Here is a 16,553-nt window from a genome sequence, read left to right on the forward strand (position 1 = left end):
CCCCGTGATTTGGAGATCCCATGCAACTTGATTCATCAGAACTGACCCCCGTCGTGAACAGGCTCAAGCGTGCCCAGGGCCAGCTCGCCGCAGTCACCCGGATGCTGGAGGAAGGCCGGGACTGCAAGGACATCGTTACCCAGCTCGCCGCCGTTTCGAAGGCGCTGGACCGGGCAGGGTTCGCGATCATCGCCACCGGCCTGGAGCAGTGCCTCAGAAGCGAAGACCCCAGCATGGACAAGAAGGACCTCGAAAAGCTCTTCCTGTCCCTCGCCTGAGACACAGCCCGCGCGCTTCTGCCCTGCAACGCCGTCGTGCGCCGCGGCAAGCCCATCCAGGCCATCGACCCGCGGACCATGGTCCAGCTCAGCGACAGTCCGTCCATCCGGGACGTCGCCAACGACGCCGACGACGCCGACGCCAGACTCCGCGCAGCCTTGGCCGCCCTGAGCGGCGCCGGAACTTCCGAGAATTGAAACACACCCCCGGCCGCCGCCGGGGGCAGGGACAGATCAGACGAAACCTAACGAAAGAGGGGACACCATGGGCATCGGCAACGATTCCGAACACGTCCGCTCCGCCCATCGCCTGCTCGCCACGGCCGAAGACCTGCTCACCCCGGCATGGCAGCGAATCGCCGGAGGTTGCCACCCCAACCGGGATACCCTCAGTTCTATCGCTGCAGCCGGGTTCACCATCCGGGACAGCCGGCGCTTCGGCTTCGCGGTCCATCCCCTGGCCCCTGCGGTCGCCCACATCCTGGGTTACGCCACCAGCCCCGAGCACACCATACCGGGCTGACAGCACAGGATCCCGGGGCTCCGCACTCACTTTCAGTCCGAACCCCAAAGGGCCTTCTGCCGCCCGACGCGCCGCCGCGCCCGCGGATCCGGCCGCCACCTCGACACCAGGGCTAACGCGAGAACCAGCGCTGCGATGTCCCCGGCGTAATACGGCAATGGCCATGCCAAGTAACGCCAGCCGCGCCGGCACCGACTGACAGTACGGGGCCGGATCCGAGCCCGCGATGACCAGGCGAGGAGAGACCCGTCAGCAAGGCAGGTGCCGGCCGGCGACTGCCGACCCGGCGGGAATCCTGCAGCAGCTCAGGCGAAACTCTCCAGTTCGACGCCGGCGGACTCCAGCGCGGCACGGATCGCGGTGGCCGTGCCCGCGGAACCGGGCGCGTCCCCGGGGACGCGCAGCGAGTGCGGTTCGATCCGGAGCACGGTGCCGTCGACCGCCTCGACTTCGCCCTTGGTGGCAAGCCGCACGGCCCGCTCGGCGATCTGTCCTTCGTCGTGCAGCCGGGCGCCTTCCTGCGAGCGCGGCATGAGGGTGCCGTCCGGGAGGTAGGCGCGGTCGGCGAAGGCTTCGGAGAAGACGGGGTGGCCGGCTTCCGTTGCGATCGCTAGCAGGGCGGAGCCGGGGAAGCCGAGAACCGGCAGCCCCGGGTCGTAGGCCTGGATGGCAGCGATCACCGCGGACGCCTGCTCGGCGTCGAGCACCGTCCGGTCGTAGAGGGCGCCATGCATTTTGACGTAGTCAACCGAAGCCCCGACGGCGTGGGCCACCCCGTCCAGCGCGCCGAGCTGGTACAGCACCGTCCCGAAGAGATCGTCGAAGGACATGTCCAGGGACCGGAGGCCGAAGCCGACGAGGTCCGGGTAGCCGATGTGGGCACCCACCCGGACGTCGAGCTCGTAGGCCGCCCGGCAGGTGTCCAGCATCGTCACGGGGTCACCGGCGTGCAGGCCACAGGCCACGCTGGCGCTTGTGACGAGCGGGAACACGGCGGCGTCGTCGCCCATGGTCCAGGTCCCGAAGGACTCCCCCAGGTCAGCGTTCAGATCCAAAAGTTGCCGCCTTCGTTAGCAGAGTCTTTCCGGCTGCCGTCGCCAGTGGGGGCGCCCGGGCCGGAGTCCGGTGCGGTGTCCGGTGCGGTGTCGTCGAGAGGGTCTGGGCCGGTAGTGCGGAGCGCGTCCGGCCCGGTGGTTTTTGCGATGGCCCGCAGTTCGCCCGGGATGGTGTCCGGCATGGATCCGAACGCTTCCTTGGCGTTGGCGACGACGGCGCGTCCCATCAGGCGGTTGCCGACGCCGCCCACCACGGCCCCGACGCCGAACGGCAGCGCCCGGCCCAGCAGGGCCGTACCCTGGCGTTTCAGCAGGCTCCGGAGGAACATCGTCTGGATCCGCTCGCGCACCGGGCCGAGGCCGGCCAGCGGGACGCGGCGTGCAAAGAGGGAGCCCCAGGCCTGGGTGGGGCCCTTGCCCTGCCCGGCGGCCTGGCCGCTCAGCGAGCTGAGCAGTGCGGTGCCCTCTTCGCCGAGCATGATGGCCATGACCAAAGCGCTGGCCTTCTCCGGGTCCACCATCCGCACGCCGTGCAGTTCGGCGAGCGAGGTGGCGAAGAGTGCGGTGGCCTCAAGGAAACCCACGGTTGCGGCGGCCGAAAGGCCCAGGGCGGCGATTGTTCCGACGCCCGGGACCACGGCGGATCCGCCCACGAGCGCCCCTCCGCCGGTGACGGCGACGAGATAGTCGCGTTCCAGCTTCGCGGCGAGCTGGGCCGCCGTGGCGTGCGGGTGCCTCTTCTGCAGGCGCCGGAGGTTTGCCAGCACGAGGGGGCGCTGGATCTCGACGGCGCGCAGGAGCACGTTGTGGACCCCTGGCTTGGGCTTGCCCTCGGCGTCGAACATCGCGTTGTGGGCGGTCTTCTGGGCCATCTTCATTGCCGGGTTGCTGCGCTTGGCCATCATCGCCTCTCGTCGGAACCGGAACAGTCGGTGCGTGTCTTAACACTAGGCCACAGCCCGCCGTCGGCCGCCGTCGAGGTGACATTTCGCGCCGATGTCCCGTCCGATCTTGGGCGTGAAATCTCACCTCGGTCGCCCGCCCATGAAACTTTCCGGAAATGATGAACTATGCCGGTGTCCAGCCGGCCCGCCACGCCCTGGGCCTTCCCGGTATCGTCCGTCGCGGCCGAAGTCCGCCGCTCCCGGGCGCGGGCACGCGTTTAGACTAAATCCATGCGCTCACTGAGAGCCCTCCGGCCTTTCGCGCACCGGGAATACCGGGTGCTGATCACGGCACTGGCCATCTCCATCTTCGGCTCCGGGATGTGGGCCGTTGCGATGGTCTACGAGGTGATCCACCTCGGCGGCGGCCCGCTGGAACTTTCCCTGGTGGCCGCGGCGGGCAGCGTGGGCCTCGTGGCGTTTGTCCTGGCCGGCGGCGTCGCGGCGGACCGGCTGCCACAGCGGCTCCTGATCATCGCCGTGGAGGGCGCCAACCTGGCCGTGATTGCGACGGTCAGCGGGCTGGCCATGGCGGGCTGGCTCCAGCTCTGGCACCTGGCGCTCGGGGCCTTTGTGCTCGGCGTCGGCGCCGCCTTCTTCTTCCCCGCCTACTCCGCCATTTTGCCGCGGATCCTGCCCGCCGAGGACCTGCTGGCGGCCAACGGCATGGAGGGGACGATGCGACCGATCCTGCAGCAGGCCGCGGGACCGGCAGTGGGAGGCATCCTGGTGGCAGCCCTGTCACCCTCGCATGCCGTCACCGGTGTTGCCGTCTGCCATCTCCTGGCATTTTCAATCCTGAACTTCCTCCGCAGCCAGCCACGGCCAGAGGCGCCGGGCACAGGGAGCAGCAAGGCCGCAGACGCTGTCCAGACCCGGGCCAAGACCGCCCTGCTCCGCGATCTCCGCGAGGGCGTCAGCTATACCGTCCGGACGCCCTGGCTGCTGTGGACCCTGCTCTGGGCCTGCATTTCCGTGCTGTTCCTGATCGGCCCCATCGAGGTCCTGGTCCCGTTTGTGGTCCGGGACCAGCTCGGCGGCGACTCGCGCATGTTCGGTTTCCTGCTCGCCGTCATGGGCGTCGGAGGCGCCGCAGCGTCGCTGGCCACCGCCTCGTTTCCGCTCCCGCGCCGCTACCTCAGCGTGATGATGGTGTCCTGGGGCGCCGGCAGCCTGCCGATCGCCGCCGTCGGCATCATGGACAGCTTCTGGGCCCTGGCGGCCGCCCTGTTCATCTTCGGTGCCACCGGCGGCGTCGGCATGGTGATCTGGGGGACTCTGTTGCAGCGCCGGGTGCCGCCGCATCTGCTGGGCCGCGTCTCGAGCCTGGACTTCTTCGTCTCGCTGGCCCTCATGCCGGTCTCCATGGCCCTCGCCGGACCGGCCGCGGAGGTGCTGCCGGTGTGGCTCATCTTCCTCGTGGCCGGGACCGTGTGCCCCGTCATGGCCGTCGTCGCCATGGTGGTGGCCAGGATGCCCGCCGACGAACTGGCCCATCCCCTGGACCGGGGCGACGACGTCGCGGATGCCACGGCCCCTGCCGAAGCCTCCGGTCCAGGGCAGTCCGGTCCGAAACAACGCGGGGTCACTTAACGCCCATGTCCCCGGGGCGGGCGTTAAGTGACCCCGCGCTGCTTTGACGGCGACTCAGACCGCCGCGCGCACCACCGGGATCGACGCCGTCGGGAGACCGCTGGGGAAGATGGTCGGTTCGGGGGCCGCGACGGGCGCCAGCGGTACCCGGACGGGGTCTCCGCCCACTGTCAGCAACTCCCCGCGCACGTCGACGTCGAGCGGTGCGCCCTCCCGGACGGTCAGGCTGAGGGAGCCCTGCTCCAGGCCGATGCGCAGCAGCCGGCCCTGGATCAACAGGCAGAAGGACAGGCCGTCCCATTCGGCGGGCAGGCGCGGATCGAAGTACGGCACCGTGCCCTGGTCGCGCAGGCCGGCGAAGCCGCTGACCAGCGAGCTCCACACGCCGCCGGTGGAGGCGATGTGGACGCCGTCGATCGTGTTGCCGTGGGTGTCGTCCAGGTCGATGAAGAGCGCATGGGTGAAGTGGTCCAGCGCGGCCTTGCCGTAACCGACCTCGGCCGCCATGATGCCCTGGACGCAGGCGGACAGGGTGGAGTCGCCGGTGGTGATCGGGTCATAGAAGTCGAAGGCGCGGTGCTTTTCCTCGGCCGTGAAGTCCTGCCACTGCAGGAACATGGCCAGCACGGTGTCGGCCTGCTTGAGCACCTGGTGCCGGTAGATCACCAGTGGGTGGAAGTTCAGCAGCAGCGGGTACTTGGACCGCGGCGTGCTCCAGTCCCACGGCTCCAGGGTCATGAAGTCGTTGTCCTGCGAGTGGACCTGCAGGTCCTCGTCGTAGGGCAGCTGCATGCGGTTGGCGGCCTGCTCCCAGAGCTGGCGTTCGGCGTCGCCGATCTCCGGGTGGTCCAGCGCCGCGGCGGCACGCAGGTTGAAGCGCGCCATGACGTTTGTGTACAGGTTGTCATTGACGACGGCGGTGTACTCGTCGGGGCCGGTGACGCCGTGGATGTGGAACAGTCCGTCCTTGCCGAAGAAGCCGAGCGAGACCCACATCCTGGCGGTCTCGATCAGCAGCTCGGAGCCCAGGGTGTCCTGGAAGCCGGTGTCCCCGCTGGCCCAGATGTAGCGGTTGGTCGCGAAGGCGATCGCGGCGGCGATGTGGAACTGGGCCGTGCCGGCGGCGTAGTAGGCGCTGGCCTCGAGCCCGTTGATGGTGCGCCACGGGAAGAGGGCGCCGCCGACGCTGAGCTCCTCGGCGCGGATCTTGGCCTCGGGCAGCATCTTGTGCCGGAACTCGAGCACCTGGCGGGCGTTCCCGGGGCTGGTGTAGGTCAGGTACGGCATCAGGTACACCTCCTGGTCCCAGAAGTAGTGCCCGTCGTAGCCGGAGCCGCTGACGCCCTTGGCCGGGATGCCGGCGACGTCGGCGCAGGCCGTTGCCTGCGCCAGCTGGAAGAGGTTCCAGCGGACGGCCTGCTGGAGTTCGGTCTGGCCGGCGAGTTCGATGTCGCTCGTGGTCCAGTAATCGCGGTAGTACGCCGTGCTCTCGGCGAAGATCTCGCCGAGGGGCTTGAGGCCGGCTTCGGCTTCGTCGGCCAGGTCCGTCGAGGCCTGCCCGACGGCGTAGCTGACGCTCTTTTCCAGCACGAACGGCTCGTCCGCGCCGACGGCCAGGACGTAGCGGACGCTGCTGTCGTCCTGGTCCACGAGGGTGTCGAAGGGCTGGACCCCGGCGGACGTCCAGTGGTCCACGGCCATGCCGAGTCGCTGCTCGGATTCCGCAGCTTCCCACGCGAGGCGCAGTGAGCCGTCGCCGCCTTCGAGGCGCACCGGCAGCAGCACGCGGCCGGCGTGGCGACCGGCACGGCGCGGGTCATGCGCCGAGTGGTCGTCCACCGGCTGGTCCTGGCGGTTGATCACGGAGGATGTGACGTCGGCGGAGATGTCCCTGTCGGCTGCCACCTCGAGGGAGATGCCAAGTGTGCCGCGGGACTCGTAGCCGACGGCGCGGCGTTCCGTGGTGGTCACGGTGGCGCCCGAGCGGCACTGCCAGGTGATCCGGCATTCGTAGATGCCGGTGGCGAAGTCAACGCTGCGCCGGTAGTCCAGCACCGTGGACTCGTCGAGGCTGAGCGTCTCGCCGTCGATGATCACCGTGAAGTTATTGGCGTCCGGAATGTAGAGGATCCGCTGGCCGGTGCGGGCGAAGCCGTAGGCGTTTTCAGCGTGCTTGATGTCCCAGGTCTCGTGGAAGCCGTTGATGAAGCTGCCCGGCAGATCGGCGTCGGCGGCAGCCCAGTGGGCGCCGCGGATACCCAGGTGGCCGTTGCCGAGGCTGAACAAGGTCTCCAGCGTCCCGGCGCTGCCGGGGAGGTGGACGGTCTCCACGAGCTGCCAGGGGTCGTTGGGGAACCGTGCGCGGTCCGAGGTGATGAGAGCCATGGTGGGGGATCCTTTTGGCGGTGAAAGTATTGCGGTGAAAGTGCTGCGGGTAAGAGTCGTGCCGCTTGCAGTGGTGGGTGCGGCTGGCGTGGACGGCTAGAGCAGTTCGGCGAGGTCGTTGACCACCAGGCTGGCGCCGGCGTCCAGCAGGGTCTGCCGGCCCGCGCCCCGGTCCACGCCGATCACCGAGTGGAAGCTCCCCGCGCTTCCGGCCTGGACTCCGGACACGGCGTCCTCGACGACGACGCATTCCTCGCTGGGCAGGCCCAGCAGCCGGGCGGCGTACTCATAGGTGTCCGGGTTGGGCTTGCCGGGCAGCCCTTCCCTCACAGCGACGACGCCGTCCACCACCACCGGGAAGTGGCCGGAGAGCCCGGCGGCCTGGAGTACGGCCGGGGCGTTGCGGGACGAGGACACGACGGCGAGCTTGAGTCCGCGGGCCTGTGCGGCTTCGATGAACCGCACGGAGCCCTCGTACGGCTGGACGCCACCTGCGGCCACGATGTCGTTGAAGACCTTGTTCTTGCGGTTGCCCAGGCCGTGCACCGTGTCATGCGCCGGGTCGTCATCCAGCGGGCCTTCCGGCAGGACGATGTTGCGGGAGGCCAGGAAGTCGCGGACACCGTCGAAGCGAGGCTTGCCGTCGATGTGGTCGAAGTAGTCGCTCTCGCGGTAACGCGGCGCCTCGGGGACGGTCTTCAGGAAGCCATCGAAGAGTTCCTGCCACGCGTGTTCGTGCACCACCGCCGTCGGCGTCAGCACGCCGTCGAGGTCAAAGAGGATGGCGGAAGCACCGGAGATCGCGTCGGCACGGCCGGCAGCGGGGCCGTTGGGAAGCTCAGTCATGGATCGATGTCCTTTCAGACCTTGACGGGAAGTCAGTGGTGCCCGCACGTGAAGGCACGCCGTGGACGGGGACTCTGTGAGGGGTCGTGGCCACCGGGCGGCCTCCGCAGGCGTCAGCGCCGGCGGCGGGTGCTCTTGCGCTCACCAGTTTGGTCGCCAGCACGTGGCTGGACGGGGATTTGGAAGCCCCGAGCGTTGAAGTCTTTCAATCAGCAGACTGGCCGCAAACGCGCCCTGATCGGCTACTGGCTGGGCGATCGTGGCCGGTCCCAGGAACCGGCTCATCTGATGATCGTCTCTTCCTATGATGGACACGTTTTTCGGTGCTGACAAACCGAGATCCCGCAAAGCCATCAGCCAGCCGCTCATTGGCGGTGGTCAGGGAGGGTTCACTGGCTTCGCTGCCGGCCAGCCCCGAGGCGGGGAGGGCTGCCGTTTCGGCTTCGCTGAGGGCGATATTCAGCAGCTGCACACCGTCCGCCCGCCGGGACGGCCCGGCAATGCCGCCGCAGAGCTTGCGGTGCACACCGGGCCTGTTCCGGAGGCTGCGCCGGCGTCGTCAGTGCAGCACGTAGTGGCGCAGGAAGGCGCCGACGTCCACGAGCTCCTCTTTGGAGATGCTGTGTCCCATTCCGGGATAGCTGCGGGCCGTGAGCTGGGTGTGCTCATGGAGCCATTCCTCGGTGTGTTCCGTGGCAGCATCGTTGATCACCATGTCGTCCTTATCCCGGCCCCAGAAGAACGGCGGACGCGCCTCGAAGGACTCGCTCATGGCCAGGAGTTCGTTCTCCAGGACGAAACCGGACAGCCCGACGACGGCCCGGAACTGCGCCGGCCGCAAGCGCAGCAGGGTGCTCGCCATGGCCATCCCCTGCGAGTAGCCCAGCAGGCTGACGCTGCTGTGCCGGGCCTTGACCGACTCGATCCAGTTGAAGACGGCGTTGGTGGAGGAGATGACGTCCGCGAAGTCATGCGTCAGGAAGTAGTCCAGCAGGAACCAGCCGTGGTGGTCCCCGATCACCTTGGGGCCGCGCAGGGCGGCGCAGGTGAAGTCGGGCGGGAGGCTGTCGAACAGTTTCGCCATCCGGGATTCGTCCGTCCCGTACCCGTGCATCATCACCAGCAGCGGCGTTCCGGCACGTTGGTGTTCCGGTTTCGACCAGACGACTGTCTCCATCGGGCAAGCCTAGCTTCCGGTGATCACCAGGGCGGTGCTGTGCCCGCCGAATCCAAAGGCGTTTGCTATGCCCGCCGTCGCCGGGAGCCCCGAGACTGTTTCCGCGATGATGTTCAGGTCGATCCCCTCATCCGGGTCTTCAAGGTTTCGCGTGCCCGGGAACGTTCCGGCCCGCAATGCCTGCACCATGACGACGGCGCCGAGCGCGCCGGCACCACCGAGAAGGTGCCCGGTGAGGGACTTCGTCGACGTGACCGGCACCTGGTTGCCGAGGACGGCCTTGATGGCTTCCGCCTCCAGCCGGTCCCCCACCGGGGTGGACGTCGCGTGGGCATGGACCAGCCCGATGTCCTGGGGTCCAAGGCCCGCGGCCGCAATGGCCTTTTCCATCACGCGCCGCTGCATGGCGGGATCGGCAGCCACGATGTCGACGGCGTCGGACGTCACCGCGGTCCCGGCTACGACGCCGAGTATTTCCGCGCCGCGGGCCCGGGCATGGTCTTCGCGTTCCAGCACGAGGATCCCGGCGCCTTCTGCCAGCACGAAGCCGTCCCGCTCCCGGTCGAAAGGCCGGGAGGCGGACTGCGGGTCTCCGTTGCGCGTGGACAAGGCCCGGATTTGGGCAAAACCGCTGACGATCAGGCCGTTGATGCAGGAGTCCACACCGCCGGCAATCACCACGTCCACGGCACCGGCCCGGATCATGTCTGCTCCCTGCGAGATGGCTTCCGCTCCGGAGGCGCAGGCGCTCACCGGAGTCCGCGCGCCGCCCTTGGCGCCCACCTCCATGGACACCCAGGCGGAGGGGGCATTGGCCATGATCCGGGTAAGGGTGTGCGGGGATACCCTGCGGGGTCCGCTGGCATCCAGCGCCCGGGTTTGCTCCAGCGTGGTGTCCAGGCCGCCGTAGCCGGAGCCGATCACCACGGCCAGCCGTTCCGGGTCGGCGTCCGGACGGCCGGCCTGCGCCCAGGCCTCCCTGGCCGCAATGAGCGCCAGCTGCCCGCACCGGTCCATCCTTTTGTACTCGGGGGTGGACAGCTGCGAGGCGACGTCGACGGTGACCCGGCCTGCCATCCGGACGGGCAGCTCCTGCGCCCAGTCCTGGTCGAGGGCCGCGATTCCGGAGCGCCCGGCCAGGAGTGCGGACCAGGTTTCGGCGGCCGTGCCGCCGACGGGGGTCACCGCGCCCAGCCCGGTGACAACGATCCTGGGGGAAAATTCAGACATTGCTAACCGTGTTTCTGTGAGGCCCGCTGATAGGCCCTCCGGGAGTGCGAGGGCGGACGTGCTTCAAGGCCTGACGCCATGCACCCTTCAAGAGTACGTGCCCGAATCCCGCGCAGCGTCGAGGCCTTGTCCGGAAATGCGCCCGGGAATCGGACGGCCGCTGCGCGGATCCGCGTCGCAGCACGCCCAGCGCACATGTCCCGCGCTCGGGACCGCCGCTGGACATGGTCCCAACATGCTCACTCCAGCGCGCGAAGACTGGACATGTCCCACGGGAGGCACCAAGCAATATCTGCGTTCATGTTGTTTTCCATTGACAAAGCAACACGATCAAAGATAAAGTCAATCAATTCCACTTCATGTGATGGCTATCACGGAAGCGGTCGGAGGATCTGCAACGAGAATCCTCACTACTGACGCAAGGGAGGGCCAGTGTTCGCCGAAGAACGCCAACAGCTGATTGCGGGGCTCGTCTCCGCCAGCGGCCGGGCGAGCGTCACGGACCTCGCCGATCGCTTCAGCATCACCACCGAGACCATCCGCCGGGACCTTGCCGCCCTTGAAGCGGCCGGCAGCGTACGCCGGGTCCATGGCGGCGCTGTCTCCCCGGACCGCTTCAGCACCACCGAGGAAAGCATCCTGGAGCGGACCGTCCTGCGGCAGCCGGAAAAGACCCGCATCGCAGAGGCCGCCCTGGCGCTGATCCCCAAGGACCACTCCGGCAGCGTCCTGATCGACGCCGGTTCCAGCACGGAGGCCCTCGCGGACCTGCTGGCCGCACGCGCGGCAGCCGGCGCCGCCCAGGGTTCCCATACCGAACTTGTCGTCATCACCCACGCACTGCCCATCGCAGTGAAGCTGTCCGGGGAACCCGGGATCGCCCTCCACCTGCTCGGCGGGAGGGTCCGCGGACTCACCCAGGCCGCCGTCGGCCAGTCCACGGTGGAAGCGGCACGCCGGATCCGGCCGGACATCGCTTTCATCGGGACCAACGGCATCCACGCAGCCTTCGGGCTGAGCACACCGGATCCGGAAGAAGCCGCCGTCAAGGCTGCCTTCGTCCAATCAGCGCGCCGCATTGTGGTGCTGGCTGATTCCTCCAAGCTGGACGCGGAAACGCTCGTCCAGTTCGCCTCGTTGAAAGATCTGGACACCTTGATCACTGACACGAAACCAAGCCGGGCCCTGGCCGACGCGCTTGCCGATGCCGGCGTGGAGGTGGTGGTCGCGTGATCGTCACCCTGACCGCGAACCCGAGCCTGGACCGCACTGTAGCACTGCCGGGCCCCCTGCTCCGAGGGGAAGTCCAGCGGGCAATCTCCGTCCGGCAGGAATCCGGCGGCAAGGGAGTGAACGTCTCCCGCGCCCTGGTCGCGTCCGGGCTGAAGACCCTTGCCGTGCTGCCCGGGTCCGAGGCCGATCCAGTCCTCGCCGGTCTGCGGGACGGCGACGTGCCCTTCGCGGCCCTCCCGATCGGAGAGCCGCTGCGCAGCAACGTGGCGCTGACCGAGCCCGGCGGCGTCACGACGAAAATCAACGAACCCGGCCCGGTGCTGAGTGAGGACCAGCAGGAGGCCCTGATCGGGCTGCTCCTGGACCACTCCCGCGGCGCCAGCTGGGTGGTTTTGGCCGGCTCGCTCCCGCCAGGAGTGCCCGCCGACTTCTACGCCACCGTCACCCGGCGGCTGCGGTCCATCCATGACGGGACCGATGCGCCGCGCATCGCCGTCGACTCCTCCGGCGAACCGCTCGCCGCCGCAATTTCCGGCGACGCGGCGGGGAAACCGGACCTGTTGAAACCCAATGCCGAGGAACTGGCGGAACTGGCTGCCGCAGCCGGGTTCGCCACCCGCAAGACCGCCGAGGAACTCGAAGCGGACCCCGAGGCTGCCGCGGCGGCCGCCGCCGCCGTCGTGCGTTCCGGAGTGGGTGCCGTGCTGGCGACCCTCGGCTCCAAGGGTGCGGTGCTTGTAACGTCCGACGGCGCGTGGCTCGCCACGCATCCGCCGGTCAAGGCTGTCAGCACCGTCGGCGCCGGCGATTCCTCGCTGGCCGGCTACCTGCTCGCCTCCAGCCAGGGCGCCGCCCCGGCCGATTGCCTCCGACAGGCGGTGGCCCATGGTGCCGCCGCCGCTTCCCTGCCGGGCTCCACGGTGCCGGCAGTCCACCAAACCACCCCTGATGCCGTAACCATCACGGCCCTCCGGAAGGATTGACAGTGACTCAGCTCATTACCACCGACTTGGTCGAGCTCGACCAGAACCTGGGCAGCTCGCCCGAGGACGTGATCCGGCACCTGGCAGGCAAAGTTGCAGCCAACGGACGCGCCACCGAGGTGGAAGGCCTCTTCGCCGACGCCTTCGCCCGGGAACAGAAGACCGCCACCGGTGTCCCCGGCGGCATCGCGATCCCGCACTGCTGCTCGACGGCGGTCACCGAGCCCACCCTGGCCATGGCACGGCTCTCCCAGCCGGTCGACTTCGGCGCGAAGGACGGCCCTGCGGACCTGATCTTCTTCATCGCGGCACCCGAAGGCGCGGACCAGGAGCACCTCAAGCTGCTCTCCAAGCTGGCCCGCTCCCTGATCAAGAAGGACTTCACCGCGGCCTTGCGCGCAGCCAGCTCACCGGCGGAAGTCGTCGAGCTGGTCGAGGGCGCACTGGCGGACAAGCCGGCAGCCCACGCTGCCGCGGCTGCCGCCGAAGCGGCAGCACCCGCCGCCGCTGCCGGGGCGGCTGGCGCCCGGGGGCCGAGGCGCCTCGTTGCCGTCACGGCCTGCCCCACCGGCATCGCGCACACCTACATGGCGGCCGATTCGCTCGTGGCCGCGGCCAAGGAAGCCGGCGTGGACCTGCAGGTCGAGACCCAGGGTTCCTCCGGCGCCAAGCCGCTGGACCCGGCGGTGATTGCCGCCGCCGACGCCGTCATCTTCGCCGTCGACGTCGACGTCCGCGGCAAGGAGCGCTTCGCCGGCATGCCGGTCATCAACGCCCCGGTGAAGCGCGGTATTGACGAGCCCGGCAAAATGGTCCAAGAGGCCCTGGCCGCCGCGGACAACCCGAACGCCCGCCGGGTGCCGCACTTCGGCGCCGAGGAGCAGGCCGAGCACGAGGCCGAGGAAAAGGGCGAGCACATCGGCCAAAAGCTCAAGAAAGCCCTGCTCACGGGCGTCAGCTACATGATCCCCTTCGTGGCGGGCGGCGGTCTGCTGATCGCCCTCGGCTTCCTGATGGGCGGCTACCTGATCACCAAGTTCGCGGACACCATCGTGGTGGAAAACAGCATCTTCAACCTGCCCACCCAGTTCCCGGACAATGCCTGGGGCCCGCTCGGCGCCTACCTCGGCGCGGTGCTGTTCAAGATCGGTGCCCTCTCGCTCGGCTTCCTCGTGCCGGCATTGGCCGGTTACATCGCCTACGCGATCGCCGACCGCCCTGGCATCGCCCCCGGCTTCGTGGCCGGTGCGGTGGCCGGCTTCATGGGCGCCGGCTTCCTCGGCGGCATCGTCGGCGGCCTGCTCGCCGGTTACATCGCGCACGTCATCGGCCAGCTCCAGGTCGCCCGCTGGCTGCGCGGACTGATGCCGGTGGTGATCATCCCGCTGCTTGCGTCCCTCGTCGCGTCCGGCCTGATGTTCGTGATTCTGGGTGGACCCATCACGGCGATTACGGTTGGGCTCAACAGCTGGCTGTCCGGCCTCACCGGGGCCAGCGCCATCGCCCTCGGTGTGATCCTGGGCCTGATGATGTGCTTCGACCTCGGCGGACCCGTCAACAAGGTTGCCTACTCCTTCGCCGTCGCCGGCCTCGGCGCAGCGACCCTGACCAACCAGGCGCCGTGGCAGATCATGGCGGCCGTAATGGCCGCTGGCATGGTCCCGCCGCTGGCCATGGCACTCGCCTCGACAGTGCTGAACAGGAAGCTCTTCAGCCTGGCGGAACAGGAAAACGGCAAGGCAGCCTGGCTGCTGGGTGCCTCCTTCATCTCCGAAGGCGCCATCCCCTTCGCCGCTGCGGATCCGCTGCGCGTCATCCCGGCCAGCATGCTCGGCGGCGCCGTGACAGGGGCCATCTCGATGGCGGCCGGGGTGGGGTCGAAGGCCCCGCACGGCGGCATCTTCGTCTTCTTCGCCATCGACAACTTCCTGATGTTCGTCGTCGCAATTATTGCCGGCACCGTCGTCACTGCGCTGGCCGTGATCGGCCTCAAGCGCTGGGCAGTCAAGAAGACGATTGATACGGTGGAACCGGTTCCCGTAACCGTCTGACCCGGCCCAAGACGACTTTTCCCCAGCTGAATTTCCCGGCTGACATTCCTTTTTTGATATTCAAGGAGCAGAAATGACCGAACGTAACGCCACCATTGGCAGCCGCGTAGGGCTGCACGCCCGCCCGGCCGCCATCTTTGCCGAGGCTGCAGGCGAGTTCGATCTCGAAATCACCATCGCCCGGCTGGGCGAACCGGAAGACGAAGCCATGGACGCCGCCAGCATCCTGTCGCTGATGAGCCTGGGTGCATCACACGGCGAAGTTGTGGTGCTGCGTGCCGAGGGCGACGGCGCCGACGCCGCCCTCGAGCGGCTCGTGCAGATCCTCGAGACGGATCACGACGCCGAATAGCAGCCCTTCCTTCCGGCCGCCGTGCCGCCTTCCGCCCGCTTGCCGTGGGCTGTGGCGGGACGGCGGCCGGAGGTCGTTAAGGGGATATTTGACCCGGTCCAGCCGTGCTTGGCGACGGCGGACCTACGCCCGTTCCGCGATCTTCCTGACGCCGGCCACGAGCTGGTCCCACATGCCTTGGGAGTGCTGGGCAGCCGCAGCGGTGTCGTTGTCGACGTCGCCACATAGTTGCTTGCCATGGCTTCCCTTTCCTTACAGTTCGGGCGGGCGGCCCGCCCGGCACCGAGACTACCCCGAGAGCCGGGCTGCGGACAGTCGCGAGCAGACAACCGGCCCCCTCTCCCCTGCGGTAAGCAGCCTTGGTAAGTGCTTGTCACAGCACTCCCGCGCCGATAGTTTGGAATCCGCGGCACTACCACCCGGGGCCGCAGATTGAGTAGCCGTCCGGAGGAGGCAACCCCGTGGCAAGCGTGCACTACCTCGCCCGGATCACCGAGCAGACCCCCGACCGGAAGATCGCCTGGGTCAGCACGGACAAGCCCCGCAACACCGGACACCTGGTGCCGAGGTAGCCATGCCCACGAAGAAGAACCCCCCGACCGGCTCCGGGAACCCGAGCATCAAGGACCCGGAACTGTACGAGGAACTGCTGGAGGACGGGGCCTCCAAGCAGAAGGCCGCCCGCATCTCCAACGCCGCCGCAAAGCGGGGCCGCTCCGCCGTGGGCCGGAAGGGCGGCCAGGCGGGCGATTACGAGGACTGGACGGTCCCCCAGCTGAAGGAACGGGCCAGGGAAATCGGGCTCAAGGGCTACTCGGCGAAGAAGAAAAGCGAGCTCATTTCCGCGCTCAGGAACTCCTGATCGCGATGGCCGCGGGCCGCACTCCGGGCTCAGGCCTCCTTGCGAGTGCTCTTTGTGGCGGCCTTGGGAGCGGCTTTCGCAGCGGTCCTCTTAGCAGTGGCCGTGGCGGCAGTTTTGGCAGGTGTCTTGGCACCCGCCCCGGCCGCGGCCTTGGCCGGCGCCGACGTGGCGGCGGGTTTCGTCGCAGACTTCGCGGACTTGTTCGTGACCGGCTGGTCCGCCGCCTTGCCTGCGGCGCCAGCCGCGCCGCCACCGCGCTTCTTCTCGAGGCTCCGCCTGAGCGCCTCCATCAGGTCGATCACTTCGCCGCTGCCGGCCTCGGCCGCCGGGGCGCCGAAGGTTTCCTCGGTGTCCAGGGACTCCCCCTTTTCCAGCTTCGCCTCGATGAGCTGGCGCAGCTGGAGCTGGTAATCATCAGTGAACTGTTCCGGCTCGAAGTCGGCGGCCATCGAGTCCACCAGCGCGGCGGACATCTCCCGCTCCTGGGCGGAAATCCGGATGGAGGTCTCCAGCGCCGGGAAGCTGGCCTCGCGCACTTCGTCCGCCCACAGCAGCGCCTGCAGCATCAGCACCTCGCCGCGGATCCGCAGCGCCCCCAGCCTGGTCTTGTCGCGCAGCGCAAACTGGACGATCGCCACCCGGTCCGTGTCCTCAAGCGCCCTGCGCAACAACACGTAGGCCTTGGGCGACTTGGAGTCGGGCTCCAGGTAGTAGCTCTTCTCGAACATGATGGGATCGAGCTGCTCGGCTGGAACAAACTGCACGACGTCGATCTCATGGCTGCTCTCGGCGGGGATGGCTTTGAGCTCCTCGCGGCTGAGCACCACCGTTCGGCCGTCGTCCTCATAGGCCTTGTCGATGTCCTCGTAGTCCACGATGATGCTGCAGACCTCGCAGCGGCGCTGGTAGCGGATCCGGCCGCCGTCGGCGTTGTGGACCTGATGCAGGCTGATGTCGTGGTCCTCGGTCGCCGTGTAGGCCTTGACCGGCACGTTGACCAGCCCGAACGCTATCGCGCCTTTCCAGATGGCTCTCATGGAT

At 68.4% G+C, this 16,553-nt stretch carries 16 protein-coding genes and 1 pseudogene; 9 read left to right on the top strand and 8 right to left on the bottom strand.

The window, feature by feature from the left end; genetic code table 11:
• Nucleotides 1–20 precede the first annotated feature (20 nt).
• The 3 genes and pseudogenes from ACVWZ8_RS06030 (at nucleotide 21) to ACVWZ8_RS06040 (ending at nucleotide 801) form a co-directional block, all read left to right on the top strand.
• Nucleotides 21–278 carry a metal-sensitive transcriptional regulator gene (locus tag ACVWZ8_RS06030; RefSeq protein WP_426975770.1) on the top strand — a complete coding sequence of 86 codons (258 nt, stop codon included), beginning with the start codon at nucleotides 21–23 and terminating at the stop codon, nucleotides 276–278.
• Between the two features lie 12 nt (nucleotides 279–290).
• A pseudogene (locus ACVWZ8_RS06035) lies at nucleotides 291–476 on the top strand (DUF302 domain-containing protein); the annotation flags it as partial.
• Between the two features lie 67 nt (nucleotides 477–543).
• Nucleotides 544–801 carry a hypothetical protein gene (locus ACVWZ8_RS06040; RefSeq protein ID WP_456504106.1) on the top strand — a complete coding sequence of 86 codons (258 nt, stop codon included), beginning with the start codon at nucleotides 544–546 and terminating at the stop codon, nucleotides 799–801.
• Between the two features lie 305 nt (nucleotides 802–1,106).
• Here the strand turns inward: ACVWZ8_RS06040 and ACVWZ8_RS06045 are convergent, their stop codons facing one another.
• Both ACVWZ8_RS06045 and ACVWZ8_RS06050 read right to left on the bottom strand, forming a co-directional pair.
• The gene (locus ACVWZ8_RS06045; protein WP_426975769.1) at nucleotides 1,107–1,856 is read right to left on the bottom strand and encodes a LamB/YcsF family protein; all 750 of its coding nucleotides are present in this window, start codon (nucleotides 1,854–1,856) and stop codon (nucleotides 1,107–1,109) included.
• Nucleotides 1,847–2,758 carry a hypothetical protein gene (locus ACVWZ8_RS06050; RefSeq protein WP_426979790.1) on the bottom strand — a complete coding sequence of 304 codons (912 nt, stop codon included), beginning with the start codon at nucleotides 2,756–2,758 and terminating at the stop codon, nucleotides 1,847–1,849. The genes ACVWZ8_RS06045 and ACVWZ8_RS06050 overlap by 10 nt, the downstream gene beginning before the upstream one ends.
• Before the next feature lie 273 nt (nucleotides 2,759–3,031).
• Here ACVWZ8_RS06050 and ACVWZ8_RS06055 point away from each other — a divergent pair, with 273 nt between their 5' ends.
• The gene (locus ACVWZ8_RS06055; protein WP_456504107.1) at nucleotides 3,032–4,393 is read left to right on the top strand and encodes an MFS transporter; all 1,362 of its coding nucleotides are present in this window, start codon (nucleotides 3,032–3,034) and stop codon (nucleotides 4,391–4,393) included.
• 54 nt (nucleotides 4,394–4,447) lie between these two features.
• Here ACVWZ8_RS06055 and ACVWZ8_RS06060 read toward each other — a convergent pair whose 3' ends face one another.
• The 5 genes from ACVWZ8_RS06060 to ACVWZ8_RS06080 all read right to left on the bottom strand — a co-directional run bounded on the left by ACVWZ8_RS06060 (nucleotide 4,448) and on the right by ACVWZ8_RS06080 (nucleotide 10,031).
• Nucleotides 4,448–6,778 carry a glycoside hydrolase family 65 protein gene (locus ACVWZ8_RS06060; protein WP_456504108.1) on the bottom strand — a complete coding sequence of 777 codons (2,331 nt, stop codon included), beginning with the start codon at nucleotides 6,776–6,778 and terminating at the stop codon, nucleotides 4,448–4,450.
• A gap of 96 nt (nucleotides 6,779–6,874) precedes the next feature.
• Nucleotides 6,875–7,624: an HAD family hydrolase gene (locus tag ACVWZ8_RS06065; protein WP_426975766.1), complete on the bottom strand. Its 750-nt coding sequence runs from the start codon at nucleotides 7,622–7,624 to the stop codon at nucleotides 6,875–6,877.
• Between the two features lie 141 nt (nucleotides 7,625–7,765).
• Nucleotides 7,766–7,993 carry a substrate-binding domain-containing protein gene (locus tag ACVWZ8_RS06070; RefSeq protein WP_456504109.1) on the bottom strand — a complete coding sequence of 76 codons (228 nt, stop codon included), beginning with the start codon at nucleotides 7,991–7,993 and terminating at the stop codon, nucleotides 7,766–7,768.
• Between the two features lie 190 nt (nucleotides 7,994–8,183).
• Nucleotides 8,184–8,801, bottom strand: a complete 618-nt coding sequence (locus ACVWZ8_RS06075) for an alpha/beta hydrolase (protein ID WP_426975765.1) — start codon at nucleotides 8,799–8,801, stop codon at nucleotides 8,184–8,186.
• Nucleotides 8,802–8,810: 9 nt separating this feature from the next.
• On the bottom strand, nucleotides 8,811–10,031 hold the full coding sequence (locus tag ACVWZ8_RS06080) for a beta-ketoacyl-[acyl-carrier-protein] synthase family protein (protein ID WP_426975764.1): 1,221 nt from the start codon (nucleotides 10,029–10,031) through the stop codon (nucleotides 8,811–8,813).
• Between the two features lie 432 nt (nucleotides 10,032–10,463).
• On the opposite strand from ACVWZ8_RS06080, the gene ACVWZ8_RS06085 reads away from it, so the two are divergent.
• From ACVWZ8_RS06085 to ACVWZ8_RS06105, 5 genes are all read left to right on the top strand, one after another.
• On the top strand, nucleotides 10,464–11,264 hold the full coding sequence (locus ACVWZ8_RS06085) for a DeoR/GlpR family DNA-binding transcription regulator (RefSeq protein WP_426975763.1): 801 nt from the start codon (nucleotides 10,464–10,466) through the stop codon (nucleotides 11,262–11,264).
• Nucleotides 11,261–12,247: a 1-phosphofructokinase family hexose kinase gene (locus ACVWZ8_RS06090; protein WP_426975762.1), complete on the top strand. Its 987-nt coding sequence runs from the start codon at nucleotides 11,261–11,263 to the stop codon at nucleotides 12,245–12,247. The genes ACVWZ8_RS06085 and ACVWZ8_RS06090 overlap by 4 nt, the downstream gene beginning before the upstream one ends.
• A gap of 2 nt (nucleotides 12,248–12,249) precedes the next feature.
• On the top strand, nucleotides 12,250–14,298 hold the full coding sequence (locus tag ACVWZ8_RS06095; RefSeq protein WP_456504110.1) for a PTS fructose transporter subunit IIABC: 2,049 nt from the start codon (nucleotides 12,250–12,252) through the stop codon (nucleotides 14,296–14,298).
• A 73-nt stretch (nucleotides 14,299–14,371) separates the two neighbouring features.
• The gene (locus ACVWZ8_RS06100; RefSeq protein WP_354245651.1) at nucleotides 14,372–14,650 is read left to right on the top strand and encodes an HPr family phosphocarrier protein; all 279 of its coding nucleotides are present in this window, start codon (nucleotides 14,372–14,374) and stop codon (nucleotides 14,648–14,650) included.
• Between the two features lie 574 nt (nucleotides 14,651–15,224).
• Complete coding sequence (locus ACVWZ8_RS06105; RefSeq protein WP_456504111.1) at nucleotides 15,225–15,512, top strand: DUF7218 family protein; 288 nt, start codon at nucleotides 15,225–15,227, stop codon at nucleotides 15,510–15,512.
• Between the two features lie 29 nt (nucleotides 15,513–15,541).
• On the opposite strand, the gene ku is transcribed toward ACVWZ8_RS06105, so the two are convergent.
• A complete protein-coding gene (gene ku, locus ACVWZ8_RS06110; protein ID WP_426975758.1) occupies nucleotides 15,542–16,549 on the bottom strand; it encodes a non-homologous end joining protein Ku in 1,008 nt (335 codons plus the stop codon).
• Nucleotides 16,550–16,553 lie beyond the last annotated feature (4 nt).

The sequence above is a fragment of the Arthrobacter sp. UYCu723 genome (assembly GCF_054059215.1).

Excerpts from the sequence above, each read along its gene's own strand:
- ACVWZ8_RS06050 (WP_426979790.1), bottom strand. The coding sequence starts at position 2,758 with ATGGCCAAGCGCAGCAACCCGGCAATGAAGATGGCCCAGAAGACCGCC.
- ACVWZ8_RS06060 (WP_456504108.1), bottom strand. The coding sequence starts at position 6,778 with ATGGCTCTCATCACCTCGGACCGCGCACGGTTCCCCAACGACCCCTGG.
- ACVWZ8_RS06055 (WP_456504107.1), top strand. The coding sequence starts at position 3,032 with ATGCGCTCACTGAGAGCCCTCCGGCCTTTCGCGCACCGGGAATACCGG.
- ACVWZ8_RS06075 (WP_426975765.1), bottom strand. The coding sequence starts at position 8,801 with ATGGAGACAGTCGTCTGGTCGAAACCGGAACACCAACGTGCCGGAACG.
- ACVWZ8_RS06030 (WP_426975770.1), top strand. The coding sequence starts at position 21 with ATGCAACTTGATTCATCAGAACTGACCCCCGTCGTGAACAGGCTCAAG.
- ACVWZ8_RS06105 (WP_456504111.1), top strand. The coding sequence starts at position 15,225 with ATGCCCACGAAGAAGAACCCCCCGACCGGCTCCGGGAACCCGAGCATC.
- ACVWZ8_RS06100 (WP_354245651.1), top strand. The coding sequence starts at position 14,372 with ATGACCGAACGTAACGCCACCATTGGCAGCCGCGTAGGGCTGCACGCC.
- ACVWZ8_RS06040 (WP_456504106.1), top strand. The coding sequence starts at position 544 with ATGGGCATCGGCAACGATTCCGAACACGTCCGCTCCGCCCATCGCCTG.
- ACVWZ8_RS06070 (WP_456504109.1), bottom strand. The coding sequence starts at position 7,993 with ATGAGCGGCTGGCTGATGGCTTTGCGGGATCTCGGTTTGTCAGCACCG.
- ACVWZ8_RS06065 (WP_426975766.1), bottom strand. The coding sequence starts at position 7,624 with ATGACTGAGCTTCCCAACGGCCCCGCTGCCGGCCGTGCCGACGCGATC.
- ACVWZ8_RS06080 (WP_426975764.1), bottom strand. The coding sequence starts at position 10,031 with ATGTCTGAATTTTCCCCCAGGATCGTTGTCACCGGGCTGGGCGCGGTG.
- ku (WP_426975758.1), bottom strand. The coding sequence starts at position 16,549 with ATGAGAGCCATCTGGAAAGGCGCGATAGCGTTCGGGCTGGTCAACGTG.